The following is a 20,232-nucleotide window of genomic DNA, read 5'->3' as shown; positions in this document are numbered from 1 at the left end:
GCTCCTTACGCCTTCTCAATGTTGACCAGAAACGCCTTGTACTCCGGCGTTTGCGAGTTGGCGTCGCCGACGGACGGCGTCAGGGTATTGGCGAGATAACCCTTACGCGCCGTGCCTTCAAAGCCCCAGTGCAGCGGAATACCGATGGTTTCCACCTCCTGGCCGCCCGCATACAGCGTGCGCACGCGTGGCGTCACCACCGCGACGGCGCGAATAAAGCCGCGTTTGCTGCTGACCTTCACGCGATCGCCATTGGCAATGCCTTTGGCTTTCGCCAGCCGCTCGCTGATTTCCACAAACTGTTCCGGCTGCACAATGGCGTTCAGCCGCGAATGCTTGGTCCAGGTGTGGAAGTGCTCCGTCAGGCGGTAGGTGGTGCCGACATACGGGAAAGCGTCGCGTTTGCCGATGCGTCGGGCATCCGCGGCGTACAGACGCGCTGCCGGGTTCGACACCACCTTCGGGTGCAGCGGGTTGGTGCCCAGCGGCGTTTCGAACGGCTCGTAGTGTTCCGGGAACGGCCCTTCCGCCATTTTGTCGATGGCGAACAGGCGGCCCAGACCTTCCGGTTGCATGATAAACGGCCCGACGCCGCTGCCCGGCGGCGCGGTGTTGTAGTCCGGAATATCGTTGCCGACCCATTTCGTACCGTTCCATTTGATCAACATGCGTTTCGCGTCCCAGGGTTTCCCCTGCGGATCGGCGGAGGCGCGGTTGTAAATGATGCGGCGGTTCATCGGCCATGCCCAGGCCCAGCCCAGGGTGTTACCCAGCCCGGACGGATCGCTGTTGTCACGGTTCGCCATCTGGTTGCCTTTCGCCGTCCAGCTCCCGGCGTAGATCCAGCAGGCAGACGCCGTGGTGCCGTCGTCACGCAGCAACGCAAAGGAGTCCAGCAACTGACCTTTTTTCGCCAGCAGATTGCCACTGGCATCAAAGAGATCTTCCAGCGCGTAGCCGTTGTTCTCCCGGGCCACTTCGTCCGATTCCGGATGATCCGGCTGATCGTAGTCCCAGCCCATTTTCAGCAGCGGCTCGACGCCTTTCCCGCCTTCGGCGCGATACATTTCGCGCAGCCGGTGGTACAGGCCTGCAAGGATCTCGCCGTCGTTTCGCGCTTCGCCAGGAGCGTCCGCGCCTTTCCAGTGCCACTGCAACCAGCGCCCGGAGTTGGCAATGGAGCCATCTTCTTCGGCAAAGCAGGTGGACGGCAGACGGAACACTTCGGTCTGGATAGTGGCCGGATCGACATCGTTCATCTCGCCGTGGTTCTGCCAGAAGTTCGAGGTTTCCGTGACCAGCGGGTCGATGATCACCAGATACTTCAGCTTGCTGAGGCTGGCGACCACTTTGTTTTTATCCGGGAAGGAAGCGACCGGGTTAAAGCCCTGGCAGATATAGCCGGTGACCTGCTGACGATCCATCATGTCGAAATACTTCAGCACGTCGTAAGACTGATCCCACTTCGGCAGCCAGTCGAAGCCCCAGTTGTTTTCCCGGGTCGCATCGTCGCCATAAAAGGCTTTCATCAGGCTGACGAAAAACTTCGGATAGTTGCCCCAGTAGTTCACCTGGCCCGGCAGCGTGGCTTTCGGCGTATTGGCCGCCAGATAACTTTCCAGCGTGGTGTGTTTTTCCGACGGCAGAGTCAGATACCCCGGCAGGCTGGTGGAGAGCAGGCCCAGATCCGTCAGCCCCTGAATATTGGAGTGGCCGCGCAGCGCGTTTACGCCGCCGCCTGCCATGCCCATATTGCCGAGCAGCAGCTGGATCATCGCCATGGTACGAATGTTCTGCGCGCCGACGGTGTGCTGCGTCCAGCCCAGTGCATACAGGAATGTCGTGGTGCGATCCGCCGCGCTGGTAGAGGCCAGCACTTCACACACTTTCAGGAAATCAGCCTTCGGGGTGCCGCAGATATGTTCCACCACGTCAGGCGTATAGCGTGAGACGTGATCTTTCAGCAGGTTCCACACGCAGCGGGGGTGCTGGAGCGTATCGTCGCGTTTCGCATAGCCGTTCTCATCGAACTGATAGTTCCAGCTGGTTTTGTCGTACTGGCGTTTCGCCTCGTCGTAGCCGCTGAACAGGCCGTCATCAAAACTGAAATCATCCCGCACCAGCAGGCTGGCGTTGGTGTAGTGTTTAACGTATTCGGCGTTGATTTTGTTATGGGAAATCAGATACAGGATGACGCCCGACAAGAAGGTAATGTCGGTGCCGGAGCGGATCGGCGCATAAATATCCGCCACCGAAGCGGTGCGGGTAAAGCGCGGATCGACCACGATCAGCGTGGCATCGTTATTGTTTTTGGCTTCCATCGCCCAGCGGAAACCGACCGGGTGGGCTTCAGCGGCGTTACCGCCCATCACCATCACCACGTTGGCGTTTTTGATATCAACCCAGTGGTTGGTCATCGCACCGCGACCAAATGTTGGAGCAAGACTTGCTACCGTTGGTCCGTGTCAGACGCGCGCCTGGTTATCGACTGCCAGCATGCCCAGCGAGCGGGCAAATTTTTGCGTCAGCATCCCGGTTTCGTTGCTGGCTGCCGAGGCACACAGCATGCCGGTGGAGAGCCAGCGGTTAACCGTGACGTTCTGTTCGTTCTTCTCGATGAAGTTGGCGTCGCGGTCATCTTTCATCAGGCGGGCGATGCGGGTAAAGGCCTCGTCCCAGCTGATGCGCTGCCATTTATCAGAGCCTGGCGCGCGGTATTCCGGGTAGCGCAGGCGGTTGTCGCTGTGGATATAATCCAGCAGACCCGCGCCTTTCGGGCACAGCGCCCCGCGGCTGACCGGATGATCCGGATCCCCTTCAATATGGAAAATACTGGATTTGGCATTTTTCGCGCCGTCACCCATGCTGTACATCAATAATCCACAGCCTACGGAACAGTAAGTGCAGGTATTGCGGGTTTCTTTCGCGCGCAGCAATTTGTAGTTGCGCGTTTCCGCAAGTGCAACGGTGGGGGCAAAGCCCAGCATCGCCGCCGTGGTTCCTGCCATTCCGCCGGCGCAAATTTTAAAAAATTTTCTGCGACTGACGTCCATCATATCCCCAATGTTTTGACTTGTTATGACGTGTTTTCGGCGGCGAAAATAACAGGACAGCGGGCAGGGATATTGCGTGAAATCAATTCACTATGGATTGGCGGGCGACTCACCTCTTATGGGGTAGGCAGGGTTGGCGGGGCGGTAATCCCTTTGAGGCGTGTATGTACGGATTTTACGAAGGCGGGGAGTCATTGTATTGTGCACGCGCATCTGCAAAATCAGATGCCGGGATTAGCCTCCCGGAAATCTTAGTGGAGGCTATCCCATGGCTATTAACCTTAACCAGACTCACCCGTTACTGACCGTCCCTATTAACGTCGATACCGATTTCACTGTTCCTGAAGAACATGCAAAACCAGTGCAGAAAGCAGCTGTCATCTTAATTTTCCTATGTCTGGCAAAATAAAAAATAAACTATTAAATCCACTATAAAGATATAACATCCAAGCTTGCTTATATAATGTTCATATTTGAAAGTTGTTGTTAGACTGGCGTCAAGATTTCGGAAGAACTGTATTTCATCATCATGATGATTCAGGCGCGATCTCTTGCCGTATATTAATGGGTATTTAATAAAAGTTGTTTTTAGACCATAGCCACTAAATGAAGAAAACACACCTGAGTCGTAAAAGAACCAAGCTTCTATAGGTAAATCTTTGTACCTTTCAAAGTATAGTTCACATATAATTTTGAATTTCTTGTTATTCACTGTTCGAAGTGTTATTAACGGTATTGTTAAAATGATACAAGTTATAAATAAACCTACAACGATATAGTCAGCCATGTACTAAGTCCTTTAAAAGTGCAGTTGATGTATTTAAAACTGCACTAATAAAATAGATAAGTGAGAATGCTTAGTTAATTAACGAAGTGATATGCTTTCTCACCAACATATTCGCCTGTGGATTCGCCTATTTTTCCAACGGCAAATCCCATCGCGCCTGCAACAATAATTTCACATGTTAGCGCCAGACTGCCGCCCAAAGGCGCACTTAAAATTCCTAATGCCACATTACAGCCAATGATTGATGCCTGGGTTATCGATGTTTCTAAAAGCCATGGTGCGATTACCCCTCCCGCAAATCTACCAATCTCTGTAAAAGTTGTTTTCTCACAGTCCCGGCCGATCGTACAGGCGTCATAGATATTATTCGCGCCATTTAGTGCGGAGAAGCCAATGGCTACCCGGTTCATATTGCGCATAAGTTTGACGAGTTTTGCCGACCTTTCGATATAGGTTGCGTAACCTTCAATATCCCTGACGCCAGTCTGATCCCACCGGTGCATTATTGATGATGAGGATAACCCTAGCGCGCGTTTGATATTGTCATAGGGTGCCAGCCCGATTTTTTCGCGGAACATTCTCAGAAAGATATTATCCAGCCTTGCAAATAACATTCTGCGTTCGGCATAGAATTGCTCACCGATCAAGGCACCCCGGGTGATATAGGCATTCTGATAACTTTGCTGGATTTTTATCAGGATTTTTTCAATCTCTGAAAAATATTGCTGCCCCATACCCGTCAGCAATCCACCATAATCACTGGTTAACGCAGAGAAAATATCAATAACGTTACGGTTCTTATATAAAAAGCTGGCTTCCTCACTGGTTAATGGCTTCAGCGCAGCATCCACTCTGTCTCTTGCCTGCGTCAGCACCTCAATCTGCTGCGCATCCTGTTTAAGCGGATCGGCAACAATCAGTATGGAACCGGCCTTTTTCTGCTGCCAGGGATTCAGCGCCTGATAAAGCGCTTCTGCTCCGGCGGGCGGATTAACGAATAACGATGACTGATAATGCCACGGCGACGTCAGATGCGGGACAATACAAAACCCGGCGTCGACAGGTTCTCTGGGCCGGGAGAGCGGGGCTGGTATTACAGTGGCCTGTTCTGGTTCAGGAGCTGGTTCTGCTTCCGGACCGGCTTGTAAGGCATGTTGAGCTCGTTTTTCTGCGGCCTCGGCATAATGTATTATTCCGCCCCAACGTGAAGCTGAATACTCATAACTCATAGGCAGATTAGAGGGAATCAACATAGCGCGGCATGGGCAGGTGCTGACGCTGTGATCCGATCCTGCCACGCGGATCCCGTTGTACGAAATGTCGGGGATACCCCCCGAGATAGGAAAGGTACCTGGATGTTCTCCGCATGTACACATATCCCCTTCAACGGCGAGAGGGAACCCCTGACAGGTAAAACCATTACGACCGGTTAATACCTCGCCGCCACAAGAAGTTCGATCGCCTCGTTGTATAAAAAACCCAGTGTGTCCCATATGTTTTCCCTAGTGAACTGTCTGGCTATTCCACGGTTGTGTAAAAATCCATTTCTGATCCATAACCGACCAGGTGCCGATACTTAAATTGTCCGTCTTATTTGGGGCTGCTAATTCCGTTACTGACATGTAAGCTTTAAGCGCCTCACACTGGAGGATACGGGCGTCAAGTTTATTCTGTGCCGAAATAACTTCAGAATAGCTGGCGAAATGCGAAAACCATGTGTTCTCAATGTCTGTAAAGTCCTGATCCGAAAATTTTAATATGAACGAATAAGGGCGTTGGTATTTCATAATTTCTTTGCCGATAGCAAACCTTTCTGTAAGCGCAAAAAGGTTCAGGTAACGCTTTCCGTTAATTTTCCCCATCGTAGCTATGCTTAATCCAATAACCATATGTGTAAAATAGTATTGCTGAAAGCCATGAAGCGCCTGCAGCATTTCTGTGATATTCATATCGTCTAAAGGCCAGACGCTCCAGTTTTCTCCCTCAACATCCTTATAATGCAGAGCCTGGATTTCAGCATCTAATCTTGAATAGAAGAGGCAAATCCCGTTGTAGCCATTAAGCATCGACCACCTGGGCTGCAGGCACAGCCTACCGTCTGTTAAGGTGGTGTATCTTGCCAGCACCCACAAGGTGACATTGGAGTAATAACTGCTTTTACCGGGAGAGTAAAAATAGACTTTTTCAACGTCTGCTTCCTGCATAACAGAACTCCTTTATTTAAAAGGGTTACTCTATGCCTGTATTTTCGGTGGTTTTTGATAAAAATGGCTTTTCGGATTTTTGGGTGTATATATTATTTTTAACTGGTTTTTACATGAAATATTGATTGGGTTTATAATTTGCGCAGGGGAAAAAAAGGGGACCATGGTCCCCATTATATTTTAGCGATGCGCCTCTTCATCCATAATCAGCACCACTTTGCCGATATGTTTACTGTCGTCCATCATCTGATGCGCCTCACCAGCTTTCTCAAACGGGAAGGTTTTGCACACCTGAGGTTTGACGGAGCCTTTTTCCAGCAGCGGCCAGACGTTCTCAGTAAGCGCTTTGATCAGCGCCGCTTTCTCTTCCGGCGAACGGGAACGCAATGTCGAGCCGATATGCGTCAGGCGCTTGCTGAGCATCGGGAACAGATTCAGCTCTTTGGCGGCGCCGCCAATTACGCCGATCTGCACGATTCGGCCATTCATCGCCGCCGCGTCATAGTTCCGCGCCACGTAATCGCCCGCCACAATATCGAGAATAATGTCCGCGCCGTGGCCGTCCGTGACCTCTTTAGTGACTTCAACAAAATCCGCTTCTTTATAAAGCACTGCGGTATCTGCACCGAGCTTCAGGCTGGCTTCGTGATGCGCTTTTGATCCCACGGTAGTGATGATTTTTGCCGCGCCGAACGCCTTCGCCAGCATGGTGGCGGTGGTGCCGATACCGGACGCGCCGCCGTGGATCAGAATAATGTCGCCCGCCTTAAACTGACCGCGCTCGAACATATTGAGCCACACCGTCATAAAGGTCTCAGGCAGGGCAGCGGCCTCGATCAGGTTTAAGCCCGGCGGCAGCGGCAGGGCGTTGGTTTCATGGGCCACGCAATACTCTGCGTAACCGCCCCCCGGAATCAGCGCGGCCACATGATCGCCCACCGTAAAGCTTTTCACATCCGCACCGACTGCCGCCACGATCCCCGAGACTTCCAGTCCCGGAATATCAGACGCCCCCGGCGGCGGCGCATACTGGCCTTTGCGCTGCATGATGTCAGGGCCGTTAACGCCCGCGGCGACCACGCGGATCAGCACTTCATGCGGCTGTGGCTTCGGCACCGGGCGGGTGGTGGGCTGTAAAACCTCGGGGCCGCCGGGCTGCGTGATCTCAACTGCGGTCATGGTGTCGGGAATGGTTGTGGTGTGTTCAGACATCTTTTTCCTCCTGCATTCAGTGTCTTTAGTATGGCTGCGATCGGCAAGCCTGTGGCAAAGAAGGGTAACTGAATGTGAGGTTATTCAATGCTGTTCTGTTTACTTCCACTTCGGAGGGGAAATTTTCAGAATAAAACTCGCAAGTGAGAGCTGTTAGGGTAAATGCGTCGAAAAGCAGTGAGGCATTTTACCAGGATGGTCAAAAGGGAAGGGGATATATGCAACTATCAACATTAACCACTAACGCTCTAATAATACTTAACAGTGACGCCGATAAGAAAGACGAGATTATTCGCACGCTGGCCCGAAAACTGTTTGAAAGCGGAAAACTGACGTCGGAAGAAGCATTTTTGCAGGCCGTTTATGCGCGGGAAGCGCTGGGCGAAACCGGAATGGGAGCAGGCCTCGCGCTGCCTCATGGGAAATGCGCCGCCGTAAAGGAAGCCTGTTTTGCCGTGATGACCACAAAAAAGCCTGTCATGGACTGGGAATCTTTTGAAGAAGATGACGGTGTTCAGCATATTTTTATGCTGGCGATCCCGGAAAGCGAAGCCGGTAGTACGCATCTGGCGCTGCTGGCAGAACTGATGCAAAACATGGGCGATGAAGAATACAGCGAGCGCTTATTTTCCTCCCCCACCCCCGATGCCTTTATTCACAATCTTGATATCCCTGTCGCCGCCGCCGATCAGACGGCGCAGTGCCAGAAAACGCTGCTGGCGGTGACCGCTTGTCCCGCGGGTGTGGCGCATACCTATATGGCCGCCGACGCGCTGGTCAAAGCCGGGAAGGCGCTAGGGGTCACTGTCCGGGTTGAAAAGCAGGGGGCGAACGGCATAGAAGGTAAACATACCGCTGAGCAATTACGTGAGGCTGACGCGGTGATATTTGCGGTGTCGGTGGCGGTAAAAGAGGCCGAACGCTATGACCATCTGCCGCAGGTAAAAGTATCAGTGTCCGATCCCATCAGGGATGCGCAGGCTGTTATTTTACAGGCGCTGAAGCAGGCGGAAACGCAAAAGAAAGGCGAGAATATCCCCCGTGATGCTGTTAACACGGCAGGTAAAGAGAAATCGACTATCGGCAAACTGCTGGACGACGCTAAAAGTCATTTAATGACCGGCGTCTCTTTTATGCTGCCGTTTGTGGTCGCCGGAGGCTTAATTCTGACCCTCGGCCTGTTGCTGGGCGGCGGCGATCAAAAAAACGGTTTTGCACATATGACTGTACAGACTGGCGTGCTGATATTTTCGTTAATGGTGCCGGTTATCGCTGGATATATTTCTTATTCCATTGCGGATAAACCTGGCATCGTTGCGGGCATGGCGGGGGGCTTAATTGCCAGAGAAATTGGCGCAGGCTTTTTGGGCGGCATAGTTGCCGGATTTGTCGCAGGCTTTATTGTTAATCAACTAAAACGCATCCCCATGCATGCTTATCTGACGCAGCTTAAGCCGATTATTATTATTCCTCTGCTGGGATCGGGGCTGGTGGCGCTGGTGATGTATACGGTGGGCGTCCCCATTGCACAATTATCTGTTTTACTGGAAAACGGACTGAAATCCCTCCAGGGCGGAAATTTGATTGTGATGGGCATGATCATCGGCGCGATGATGGCGATTGATATGGGTGGCCCGATTAATAAAGTGGCCTTTGCTTTTTGCGTCGGCATGCTGGCACAGGGAGTTTATGCCCCTATGGCCGCCTGCTGGATCGGCATTATGACGCCGCCCGCAGGACTGGCGCTGGCCACCCGTCTGGCACCCAAAAAATTCAGCGTGGCTGAGCGAAGCAGTGCCATTGCCACCGCAATCATGGGGCTGACCGGCATTACGGAAGGCGCGATCCCCTTTGCGGTGGCCGATCCCTGGCGCGTAATTTTATCCATTGTCACCGGATCTGCGGCTGGGGCGGCGCTGGCCCTGGGAATGGGCGTAGAAGCGTCCGTGCCGAGCGGCGGTATATTCGTCGTGCCCTTCTTCCGGCACCCGTTGTTATTTATGGGCGCTTTTCTTCTTGGCGTTGCGGTTACCGCGCTGTGCGTGATTACCCTGAAGAAAGAATTTATTGAACGGACAAACGCGTTATAAACAGAGGACGTTATTATGGATTTCTATATTATTTCGCACACGCACTGGGATCGTGAGTGGCATAAAACCTTCGAAGAATACCGGGTCCGGCTGGTGATATTTTTCGATAATCTGATCGAGCTGTTAGAACATAATCCGCATTATCCCTCTTTTATGATGGACGGGCAGACCATCGTGCTTGAGGATTATCTGGCAATTAAACCGCACAAAAAACAGCAGTTGCAGCAGTTAATTGCCCACAAGAGAATTATCGTCGGCCCCTGGTATATTCAGCCGGATGAGTTCATTCCCGGCGGAGAATTCCAGATCCGCAATCTGCTCATCGGTCAGCGCATTGCAGCCGCTTTCGGCGGAAGTATGCAGGTGGGTTATCTGCCGGACTCCTTTGGACAGGCGGCGCAACTGCCGCAGCTGCTGCAGGGGTTTGGCATTGACTACGCGGTGTTCTGGCGGGGCATAACAGAAGATGAATGCCCTGATGTGGATTTTATCTGGCGAAGTGCGGATGGCTCGTCGGTAAAAACCACGGTACTGGCGGAAGGATATGGCAACGCGCGCCTGCTGAATGACGATCCCGATAATAACGTCAGCATCATAAAGAATAATCTTGCTGCCCTGTACGCCAGATCCGATAAGCGCAACATGCTGCTGATGTGCGGTTTTGACCAGCGCAATGCAAACCCACTACTGCCGGAGATCGTGAAACAGTTGAATGCTGACCTGCCTGAGCATAATTTCCGCATCGGCGCGCTTACAGATTATCTTGCGGCGGTATTTAAGCAGGGTGATAAAAAAGTGGTGGAGGGGGAGTTTCGCAAAGGAAAATATATGCGGGTGCATGTCAGCATTGGTATGACGCGCCTTGATATTAAAATTACGAATTATCATACGCAGACGCAGCTGCAACGGATGGCCGAACCGTTGATGAGCATGAGCGCTCTTTTTGGTCAACCTTACCAGCACGAACTTATTGGCCAGGCCTGTAAATATATTCTACAAAATCATGCGCATGACTCCATTTGCTGCGTCTGCACTGACAGCACCCATGCGCAAATGATGCAGCGTTATCATAATGCGCAGCAAATTTCTGCCATGCTGTTACAGGATGCCTCCGAATACATCGGTGACCATATTGCGTATAAAACGCAGGGTACGCCGCTGGTGCTGTTTAATTTTTCCGGATCGGCGCGGAGTGGCTATGAAAATGTCTCTTTTGTCACGCCCGCTGAAGATTTCACCCTTGTCGACAGCGGAGGGCAGCCTGTTGATTTCGCGGTCAGCGCTGTCAGCGCCATTAACCAGAATGATGCGCAGATCGAAATCGGGCAAAAAAATCATGATCGTCTGCTGTACCGTTATGAGATGGCAATTAAGGTCAGTTTTCCGGGCTTCGGCTATCAGACGCTGTATATGATCCCACGGCCTGTGCCGCAAAGCGAAGCAAAGGGTCAGCCTTTGTTTAACGAGAATACCGCGACCTTTACCACCGACTTTTTTACTCTGACCGTTCAGCAAAATGGGGCATTAACCTATACCGACCGGGCAACGGGCGAACAGTTTGCGGATCTTAATTATTTCATCGAGAACGGAAATGCCGGTGATGAATATGACTATTCGCCGCCGGTTAGCGATCGGCTGTGCCATCCCCATCATGGCCTGCCGGATATTGAGGTGCTGCATAATTCCTCGCTGTCGGCAGCGGTCAGACTTATTTTTAATTTCGCCGTACCTGCCGATACGGGTGCCGATAAACGCAGCGATGAAACCCTTGATCAGCGAATAGCATGTATTCTGCGCATCAGTAAAGACTCACGACGGGTAGATTTTTGTACCACTCTCCATAATCAGGCCCGCAATCATCGGGTGTGCGTTACTTTTCCTGATAACCAGCCGGGCAGGCGACATTTTGCTGAACAACAGTACGGCATGCTTTATCGGGAAAACAGCGTGCCGGATCCCGATGCCTGGCAGCGCGAAGGATGGGAAGAGCGCTATTACGCCCTGTACCCACAGCAGCGCTATATGGGATTTGAACACGCCAGCGGCAAAGTGCTGATTTTTAATAAGGGACTCGTCACCTATGAAATAAACAGTGACGGGGCTACGCCGGTCGTTTCGGTGCCGCTAATTTGCACCATGGATTACATGGGCAAGCAGGATCTGGTGGATCGTCCGGGACGGCGCTCTGGGCTGCATGTACCTGTGCCGGACAGCCTGATGCCCGGCGACCATACCCTTGAGTATGCATTTATGTATTTGCCATCCTCCGCGGGCGATATTGCGGCCGAGGCAGATCGCTGGCAGTTGCCGCTGCTGGCGACAACGCCGCGCGGCAAAAGGGGGAGCCTGGCGGACGCAATGACGTTGTTTGCGGTTGAAACCCCGCATATTAGCGTGATGGCCTTTAAGCGCTGCGAAAAGGGGCCGGGTTTTATTCTGCGGCTGGTCAATCAGTTGGCGGAGAAAGCAGATGACGTGCAGTTGCGGCTTAACACCACATGCTTCAACCATGTCAGACGCGCGACGCTCAACGAGCAGGAAATCCCCGGCGTCGTGAGCTTCAATGCCCTTACCGGCGTGATTAGCGTCGGGCGGTTACAGCCCAATGAGATCGTTACCTTTATTGTGGATGCTTTCTGAAAGGGATAAACAGATGAACATTGCCATTGCACAAATTACGCCAGAAACCGCCAACAAAAATGCCAACCTTGAAAAAATGACGCGCTTTGTTCTGGAGGCAGCTCAGCAGGGGGCTGAGCTGATAGTTTTTCCAGAGCTCGCCTTGACTGGTTATCATTGCGGCGATCGTTTTTTTGAGGTGGCGGAAACGCTCCCCGGCGCGACAACGGATTATTTCACGCAGCTTGCCCGTCAGCATAGCATTCATATTATCTGGGGCATGGTGGAAAAAACGCTGCCCGGCATCCTGTATAACGCAGCAGCACTGGTGGGGCCGGAAGGCTATATTGGAGGCTGGCGAAAAAATACTTTGCCGGGCCATGCCACTGATAATGGCGGAGCGGGTGCGTTCCCCGATCGACGTTATTTCAGTCATGGAGGTGAACTTGAGGTCTATAACACTGCCATTGGCCGCATTGGTGCGTTGATTTGTTACGACATCTTCTTCCCTGAACTGGCACGATTACTTACGCTGAAAGGGGCCGATGTCATTGTGGGTATATCAGGTTCACCTGCCTTTGAGAAAGACATTTTTGAACCAATCGTGAAAGCCCGGGCGATGGAGAATACTGTTGATTTTATCTACACCAATCTGGTGGGGCAGGAGGGTGAAACAACCTACTGGGGTGGCGGTTGTATTATCGCAGCAGGCGATTGCGGATCTAAAATCCCGGGCAGTCCGGTGATTTGTAAAGCGCCTTATGAAGGAGAGTGTATAACGCTCGGCAAGACAGACATTCAAAATAAAGCAATCCGGCCATTATTCCCTGTGCTGCGCGATGTTACGCCCCGGATGTATGAAAACCTGAAACAGGCGCATCAAAAGCACAGATAACCATGCCGGCTGCGTTAATTTCCATGGAAGGGGGGCGTGCAGTGATGCTATTTCCTTATCAGCGTCTGGCTGAACTGTATGAGACGATCCAGGCAGAAACCCTGCCGCAGGATGAGTTAGCGACGCGTTTTCAGGTGTCGGCGCGTACGATCCGCACCGACATCGGGATACTCAATGACGCCCTCCAGGATTATGGGGCGCATATCCATTATGAGCGGGGGACGGGCTATCGCCTGATTGTTGACGATCAACGGGCTTTTGCCGCCTTGCCGCAGACCGCAGGGCGGAAAAAAATCATTCCCCGCAGCAGTAAAGATCGCATACATCTTTTGCTGCTGCGCTTCCTGACCCAGGCTGCGCCTGTCAAACTTGACCTTATCGCTGATGAATGGTGTGTCAGCCGTGGCACGGTTCACCGGGATATGAACGAGGTGAAAGACGCTTTAAAAAAATATCAGCTCGCGCTGGAAACACGCCCCTGGTCTGGATCCCGCGTCAGCGGAACGGAGCCTGCGATCCGCAACGCGATTGCCGATGTTATCTGGCAGATGAGCGTCGCCGCCAATAAGCCGCTGATGACCATGGCGGTGCAGGAATTCCTGATGAATATCGATCTGCATCACCTGGCTAAAATTCTGCAAAATAGCGTGGATCGTTTTGATATAAAGCTGAGCCACGATGCGCTTCACTATTTGAGCATGGTGTGTGCGGTATCCATAGTGCGCATCACCTCCGGCCATGAAATCATCCATCTCACGGCCTGCGATAACGATCCGGTGATAGACAAAGCCAGCCAGGATATTGCGCAGGGATTGTCGTTTTTTCTCGGCAGTGAATATTCAGCCGCCGAGCTGGCCTGGCTGCAAATTCAGATTGCCGCCCGGCGGATTATAGGATCCGCTGATGAGCTGAAAACCGAAATTAACAGCGCGGAGCTGGTGGATAATATGCTTAATTTTATCCACGGCACCTATAACTACGATTTACGGCACGACCGCCAGCTGCGTGACGATCTCACGACACACCTGGTGGCAATGCTGACCCGGGTAAAATATCAGGTCAGTACGCCCAATCCATTGCTTGCTGATATCAAAACCTATTATCCCTTTGCCTGGGACGTGACCCTTAGCGCCTTATCGAAAATGGCCAGTTGCGTGCCTTACAGCGTCAATGAGGATGAGGCCGGTTATCTGGCGGTGCATATTGGCGTCGGGCTGGAGCGTAATTACAGTTCTGGTTTTGAACGCCATCCCAGGGTAATTATCGTCAGTGATTCCGGTATTTCAGTACTGCGCATGATCGAAGAAAAGCTTCTGCGCCAGTTCCCGCAAATCGTCGTCGAACGCGTTATCGCCCTGCGTGACTACGAGCAATTGCCTCACGTTGAGGAAGATTTCATTATCTCGACGCTGCGCCTGACCCAGAAAAATAAGCCCGTGGTCCGCATTGCCCTGTTTCCGACCCCCTGGCAAATAGAGCAGATTGGCCGCCTGGTAATGGTTGATCGCACGCGTCCATGGATTTTTGCCCGTTTTTTCAATGAACGACGTTTTATGCGGATTAACGGGCCGATGACACAAGGAGCATTATTTAAACGCGCCTGCAATCTGCTGAAAGAGCAGGGGTTTACAGCGGATGATTTTTATCCCTCGCTGCTTGAGCGTGAATCCATTATGTCCACTCTGCTCGGCGACGGCATTGCTATTCCCCATGCGCTGGGCCTGCGGGCTAAAAAGACCGCGGTGGTGACGATCCTCGTACCGGACGGCGTAGCCTGGAGCAATAAAGGTGAGGTGGCACAGGTGATTTTCTTACTGGCGATCAGTAAAGAGGATAGCGACGAGGCGGTGAGAATTTACGATCTGTTTATGACGTTTATCCGTGAAAAAGCAACCCGACGACTGGTTAACAGCGCCAGCTTCGATGATTTCCAGGCGATAGCCACGGACTGTTTTGGCCGGAGTGCATAAGAAATAAAGCGCTTACCCTCTTGTGCAGAGGGTAAACGCAGGCGCGGCATTAACCAGGAATAATCTTTTCCTGCTTCAGTTTATCGAACAGCGTGGTGAAGGAATCCAGCGTGCTGCGATAGCCGGTAAAGCCTGCTTTGCGGCTTTTGCTCATGTCGGTAAAGGCTTCCATCGGACGACCCAGATCGGCGTCGGTATGCCACCAGGAAACCAGCTTATTGATGTCCTGCTCGCGCAACTGGTGCTGCGCGGCGATGGTCTGCCAGGCGGCTGCCGCTTCCTGCATACGGCCTTCCAGCGGCATCATCTGCGCCGGATAATCCGCCGCTTCAATACCGAAATAGGCGGCCAGTCGCGGCCACAGCCAGCGCCAGCGGAATACGTCGCCGTTCACGGCGTTAAAATCTTCATTCGCCGCCGTCGGGCTGGTGGCCGCCCAGCTAAGCTGCTCTGCCAGCAGGCCCGCGTCGGTAACGTCGCTGACGCCGTTCCACTGCTCCGGCGAGCCGGGGAAAATAAACGGCCAGCCTTTTTCACGGCACAGGGTCGCGTAGACCGCCAGCGTCTGGCCCATGTTCATGGCGTTACCCACGGCATAGCCGACGATGGTGTGGGGACGGTGAACGCTCCAGCGATAGCCGTACTTCTCGGCGCCGGCAAAGAGTTCATCTTCCTGGGCGTAGTAGAAGTTATCCACTGGCTGACGCCCCTGTTCTTCGCGGAACGGGGTAACGGCGGCGCTGCCTTTGCCGTAGTTCTCGAACGGGCCAAGGTAGTGTTTCAGGCCGGTGACCAGCGCGACATGCGCACCGTGGAGGCGCTCGCCCAGCGCGTCAATCACGTTTTTGATCATCGCGCCGTTGACGCGGATATTGGCTTTTTCGTTTTCCTGACGCGCCCAGACGCTGAAAAATACCGCGTCAGGTTTGACCGATTTCAGCGCTTCGCTGACCGCCGCTGCGTCAGTGAGATCCGCCGTCAGGCTGGTACAGCCCGCCAGCACCTCGCCGCGCCCGCGGGACAGGCCGGTCACTTCCCAGCCGTCCTGCAATAATTTCTCTGACAGCGCGCGGCCAATTACGCCGCTGATACCGACGATCAATGCTTTTTTAGTCATCTGTGTTTACCTCGTAACAGGGGATATATACAGACTAATAGAGAATCTCATTCCCGGCTCTGGTATAAATTCACAAGATCCTTAACCTGAGGTCATCAATCCGTGCACGACCAGCGTCTGAAAGATATTGTCCCTTTTGTCACCAGCGTCGAAAAAGGCAGCTTTACCGCCGCGGCGGAACACCTGCACGTCACCGGATCGGCGGTGAGTAAAAGCGTCAGCCGCCTGGAAGCGCGCCTCGGATCGCGCCTGCTGGAACGCACAACCCGGCATCTGCAACTGACCGACGCCGGACACGCGTATTATCAGACCTGTATGCGCATTCTGGAGGAGTTGTCAGAGGCCGAGTCGGTGCTCGCCGCCCAGCGCACCATTCCCTCCGGGCGCTTACGGCTGGCGGTGCCCAATACCTACGGGCGGCTGGCGGTGATGCCGCTGCTGATGCCGTTTTGTCAGCAACACCCGGAAATCGAGCTTAGCCTGACGTTTTCCGATCGCTTCATCGATCTGTTTGATGAAGGAATAGACGTGGCGGTGCGTATTGGCGGCTCGGTGGATCTGCCCGCGTCGCTGGGCTGTCGGCTGTCGGGGCGCGAGAAAATGGTGTTTTGCGCCGCGCCGGATTATCTGGCCCGCGAGGGCTGTCCGCGCACGGTAGAGGAATTAATAAAGCACCGCGCCATTCTTTACGAGCGGGTGGATGGCAGCACCAAGCCCTGGCTGTTCACTACCGCCGACGGGCATCAGAACTGGCGAAACGTGCCGTACCGCATGGCGCTGGGGGATGTGGATGCCCAGCTGCAGGCGGTGGTGGCGGGGCTGGGCGTGGCGCAAATGCCCACCTGGCTGGTGCGCGCCCCGCTGTTGCGCGGGGAGCTTAAAGTGATTATGCCGGAATTGCAGCCCGACGGTCTGGCGCTGTCGCTGGTCTGGCCGCGCCGTAAGCAGTGGCTGCCGAAAGTGGATGCCCTGCTTAACGTGCTAAGCCAGCTGGACATTACCGCGCCGCTGAATGCGTTAGCCGTTTAACAGCGCCAGCACCATTTGCGGCGTCTGGTTAGCTTTCATCAGCACCTGCGCCCCCGCCTGTTGCAGGATCTGCGCCCTCGACATCGCAGAGACTTCCGTGGCGTAGTCGGCATCTTCAATGCGCGATCGGGCGGCGGCGATAGTTGCCGTCGCGCCGCTCTGTAAATTCTGCACAGAAGAGAGGCGATTGGCCACCGCGCCGAGCTTCGTGCGTTGCGCATCCACCATGCTGATGGCTTTATCGAGGGTGGCGAGCGGGTTATCCGGATTGCGTAAGCGGATCTCATCGCCCACTTCCGCAATGCTCATGGTGGTGGCGTTGGTTGACGCATCGGTGGTGGCGCTGTAAGTGGTGGCGAAATAGATCTGCACATCGCCCACGCCCTGCAGGGTTTTCAGCATCAGCGTACTGGCGGCATCATTCTGCCGGACCAGGGTTGCGGTTTTCCCCGTGGTGGAGCCTGACGCGTCCATAAAATAGTTGCCGTCGGCATCCTGACGCAGCACATCATTAGTGGAACGGCCATCGGCATCGGTATAACGCAGCTCGACGTTAGCGCGATCCATGGTTACCACTGAGATACCGTTAACTGAATTCACCGCCGTGAAAGCGTTCTGGCTGGTGGCGCTCAGGGCGCTGACCTGCATGCTGGTGGTGGTGCCGTTCGACGTCGCGGTCACCGAGGCGTTGTAATACTGTACGTTGCCGCCGCCATTATCGACTTCCATCAGATACTGACTGCCGTTCTTCACCAGCCGGGCCGCGCCTGCCACCGGGTTGCCGCTGGCATCGGTAAAGCTTGCGGTGCTGGCATTGGCGAAGGGTGTGCTGGTCACCGCCGTCGGCAGGGTGGCAAAATCGGTATCCAGCAGGCCGGTCGCACTGGACATTTGCGCGCTGACCGCACCGGTCGGGCCGAAGCTTACCGTGGCGGGATACCAGGTATTATTCTGCTCAATATAATACTGACCGCTATCCATGGTCAGCGCCGGGGGCGGGCTGGCACTTAAAGGCGTGCCGCTGATGTCGGTAAAATTCACGGACGGAATAGTGCGGGCGGGCAGGCTGGCGACCGGGCTGTACAGCGGCGAGGTGCTGGTGGTGCCCACGGAAACCGTACCGCTGCCGGTGGCGGTGTACCAGCTGGCGTTGTAGGTTGCCGGGAAAAAGGTCGCCTGGCCGTTGCTGTCGTTGCCCTGGATATAGAGCTGATTATTGACGGTGCTGCGCACCAGTTGCGGGGAGGTGATCCCGGCAGGGGTGGCATAGCTCACGCTCGCCGTGCCATTGGTCAGGGAAATATTATTGGCGATGCCCGTGACGGTGTTCTCATCGGTCACTTTACCGCTGATGCCGCGAATGATCAGATCCTTTAAGCCCAGTTCATCCACGCTGAAGCCCGGTGAGGAAAGGTCGAGATCGATTTTTTCGTTATCGTAAGCGCCGACCTGGAAACCGAGTTTACCGGCGCTGCCATCCAGCAGATTGATGCCGTTAAACGTGGTCGCTGTGGTCAGGCGGTCGATCTCTTTCAGGTTGAGGTTGATTTCTGCCTGAATGGCGTCTGAATCCTGCTGATTCCAGGTGTCGTTAAGCCCCTGAACCGTCAGGTCACGAATGCGTTGCAGCCTGCCGTTAATGGCGCTCATCGCGCCTTCCGCCGTGTCCACCAGCGACAGCCCATCCCCGGCGTTACGCTGTGCCTGCGCCAGCGCGTGTTGCTGGCTGGAAAGCCGGTTGCTGATGGCCTGGCCTGCGGCGTCATCGCTGGCACCGTTAATGCGCAGCCCGGAAGATAAACGACGGATCGCCTGGTCGAGCGACGACGCGCTTTTGCTGAGATTGTTTCCGGCGTTCAGTGAAAACACATTGGTTTTTAGACTTATCATTACCCTGCTCACGAATGGCATCCCTGAGAGGAATTATCGGCAGGCAGGAATTTTCTTTAGGGACAAATTAGGACGTAGTGAAGTTTGCCGATCACTCAGGGCAAATTTCTGGTATTTACTGTGGGATAAGTCGTTTCTTAACAGGTTTTATGCTGCTGGCCGCGACATTAAGCGAAGCGGCCAGCAGCATCAACTGCGATCTACAAACTCTGGTAGGTGGGCTTACTGCTCGCGCCTGCCTTCTTCCATAAAGTCATCGTCCAGCTCGTCAACGTTGCCCTGATGATCTTTACCCGAGAGTAAATTCCAGCAGGCGATAAAGAGCGCGGCGATCAGCGGGCCGATCACAAAACCGTTGATGCCATAAATTTCCATGCCGCCGAGCGTGGTGATAAGGATCAGGTAGTCCGGCATTTTGGTGTCTTTGCCGACCAGCAGCGGACGCAGCAGGTTATCCACCAGACCGACGATCACCACAAAGAAGCCGACAATAAAGAAGCCCTGCCACATCTGCCCGGTGGAGAAGAGGAAAATCGCCGCCGGAACCCAGACAATCGCCGAGCCTACTGCCGGGATCAGCGACAGGAACGCCATCAGCGCGCCCCACAGAATGCTGCCATCGATGCCGACAATGGAGAAGCCGATGCCGCCGAGCACGCCCTGGACCACGGCCACCACCACGGTGCCTTTTACCGTCGCCCGCGATACGGTGGCGAATTTGGCGAATAAATGATGTTTAACGTAGCGGGAGAGGGGCAGCGCCTCCAGCGCCTGATGAACGATCACCGGGCCATCCTTCAGCAGGAAGAAGAGCAGGTAGAGCATGACGCCAAAGCTGATGGTAAAGCCAAAGGTGCCCTTACCAATAATAAAGGCGCTGCCCGCCATATATTGCCCGCCCTTCAGCGCGACGCCGGAGAGCGCCTGCTGGATCTGTGTGGCGTTATTCAGCTCATGTTCCGCAAGGAAATTGCGCGCCCAGTCAGGCAGATGGCGCAGCAAATCGGCAATCACCACCGGGAACTGGGTGTTGTTCTCCTGTAACTTGCGGTACACAACGTTAATTTCAAAGGCCAGCGATGACAGGATGATGGCTAAGGGGGTGAAAACGATAAGGCAGATGATTAAGACGGTGATAAGCGAGGCGATACCGTTTTTATCCGCCATCTTTTCGCGCAGCTTGTTCTTTAGCGGCTGGAAGATCACCGCGAGGATAGTGGCCCACAAAATCGCCGAGAAATAGGGCGACAGGACATCAAAAAACGCCAGCGTGACGACAAACAGGATCAGGATGAAAAATCCTTTCGTTAGTCCCTTAAATCTCATAACTACAACTCCCGATATGCATTCTGTTTCCGAAATATAG

13 protein-coding genes are annotated in these 20,232 nt (G+C 53.9%); 6 read left to right on the top strand and 7 right to left on the bottom strand.

All coding sequences use genetic code 11. The features are described 5' to 3' along the window. Nucleotides 1-5 precede the first annotated feature (5 nt). On the bottom strand, nt 6-3,053 hold the full coding sequence (fdnG, locus tag ACQUTD_RS06560) for a formate dehydrogenase-N subunit alpha (RefSeq protein ID WP_473274382.1): 3,048 nt from the start codon (nt 3,051-3,053) through the stop codon (nt 6-8). A gap of 268 nt (nt 3,054-3,321) precedes the next feature. Between fdnG and ACQUTD_RS06555 the strand changes: the two genes are divergently transcribed. Further along, nucleotides 3,322-3,462, top strand: coding sequence for a hypothetical protein (locus ACQUTD_RS06555; protein WP_473274139.1), 141 nt, complete (start codon nt 3,322-3,324; stop codon nt 3,460-3,462). A gap of 452 nt (nt 3,463-3,914) precedes the next feature. Here the strand turns inward: ACQUTD_RS06555 and ACQUTD_RS06550 are convergent, their stop codons facing one another. The 3 genes from ACQUTD_RS06550 to ACQUTD_RS06540 all read right to left on the bottom strand — a co-directional run bounded on the left by ACQUTD_RS06550 (nt 3,915) and on the right by ACQUTD_RS06540 (nt 7,256). Beyond that, the gene (locus tag ACQUTD_RS06550; protein WP_473274140.1) at nt 3,915-5,333 is read right to left on the bottom strand and encodes a PAAR domain-containing protein; all 1,419 of its coding nucleotides are present in this window, start codon (nt 5,331-5,333) and stop codon (nt 3,915-3,917) included. 9 nt (nt 5,334-5,342) lie between these two features. Next, nucleotides 5,343-6,044: a hypothetical protein gene (locus tag ACQUTD_RS06545; RefSeq protein WP_473274141.1), complete on the bottom strand. Its 702-nt coding sequence runs from the start codon at nt 6,042-6,044 to the stop codon at nt 5,343-5,345. A 180-nt stretch (nt 6,045-6,224) separates the two neighbouring features. After that, complete coding sequence (locus ACQUTD_RS06540; protein WP_473274142.1) at nt 6,225-7,256, bottom strand: zinc-binding dehydrogenase; 1,032 nt, start codon at nt 7,254-7,256, stop codon at nt 6,225-6,227. A 218-nt stretch (nt 7,257-7,474) separates the two neighbouring features. On the opposite strand from ACQUTD_RS06540, the gene ACQUTD_RS06535 reads away from it, so the two are divergent. Genes ACQUTD_RS06535 through ACQUTD_RS06520 form a run of 4 tightly spaced genes read left to right on the top strand, consistent with a single transcriptional unit; the run spans nt 7,475 to nt 14,830 of the window. Further along, nucleotides 7,475-9,346, top strand: coding sequence for a fructose-specific PTS transporter subunit EIIC (locus tag ACQUTD_RS06535; protein WP_473274143.1), 1,872 nt, complete (start codon nt 7,475-7,477; stop codon nt 9,344-9,346). A gap of 15 nt (nt 9,347-9,361) precedes the next feature. After that, entirely contained in the window at nt 9,362-11,986 is a 2,625-nt protein-coding gene (locus ACQUTD_RS06530; protein WP_473274144.1) for a glycoside hydrolase family 38 N-terminal domain-containing protein, read from the top strand. 13 nt (nt 11,987-11,999) lie between these two features. Next, nucleotides 12,000-12,860, top strand: coding sequence for a nitrilase-related carbon-nitrogen hydrolase (locus ACQUTD_RS06525; RefSeq protein ID WP_473385620.1), 861 nt, complete (start codon nt 12,000-12,002; stop codon nt 12,858-12,860). Between the two features lie 44 nt (nt 12,861-12,904). After that, the gene (locus ACQUTD_RS06520; protein ID WP_473274385.1) at nt 12,905-14,830 is read left to right on the top strand and encodes a PTS sugar transporter subunit IIA; all 1,926 of its coding nucleotides are present in this window, start codon (nt 12,905-12,907) and stop codon (nt 14,828-14,830) included. Nucleotides 14,831-14,879: 49 nt separating this feature from the next. Here ACQUTD_RS06520 and ACQUTD_RS06515 read toward each other — a convergent pair whose 3' ends face one another. After that, nucleotides 14,880-15,947, bottom strand: coding sequence for an SDR family oxidoreductase (locus ACQUTD_RS06515; protein ID WP_072567631.1), 1,068 nt, complete (start codon nt 15,945-15,947; stop codon nt 14,880-14,882). A gap of 102 nt (nt 15,948-16,049) precedes the next feature. Here ACQUTD_RS06515 and ACQUTD_RS06510 point away from each other — a divergent pair, with 102 nt between their 5' ends. After that, on the top strand, nt 16,050-16,976 hold the full coding sequence (locus tag ACQUTD_RS06510) for a LysR family transcriptional regulator (protein ID WP_318363294.1): 927 nt from the start codon (nt 16,050-16,052) through the stop codon (nt 16,974-16,976). Here ACQUTD_RS06510 and ACQUTD_RS06505 read toward each other — a convergent pair. Then, nucleotides 16,965-18,866, bottom strand: coding sequence for a flagellin N-terminal helical domain-containing protein (locus tag ACQUTD_RS06505; protein WP_473274146.1), 1,902 nt, complete (start codon nt 18,864-18,866; stop codon nt 16,965-16,967). The genes ACQUTD_RS06510 and ACQUTD_RS06505 overlap by 12 nt on opposite strands. 222 nt (nt 18,867-19,088) lie before the next feature. Continuing rightward, entirely contained in the window at nt 19,089-20,192 is a 1,104-nt protein-coding gene (locus ACQUTD_RS06500) for an AI-2E family transporter (protein WP_072567634.1), read from the bottom strand. Nucleotides 20,193-20,232 lie beyond the last annotated feature (40 nt).

The sequence above is a fragment of the Enterobacter sp. K510 genome, assembly GCF_055804875.1.
Note: the sequence above shows the minus strand (reverse complement) of the source record. Positions and strands in the feature narration are given on the sequence as shown.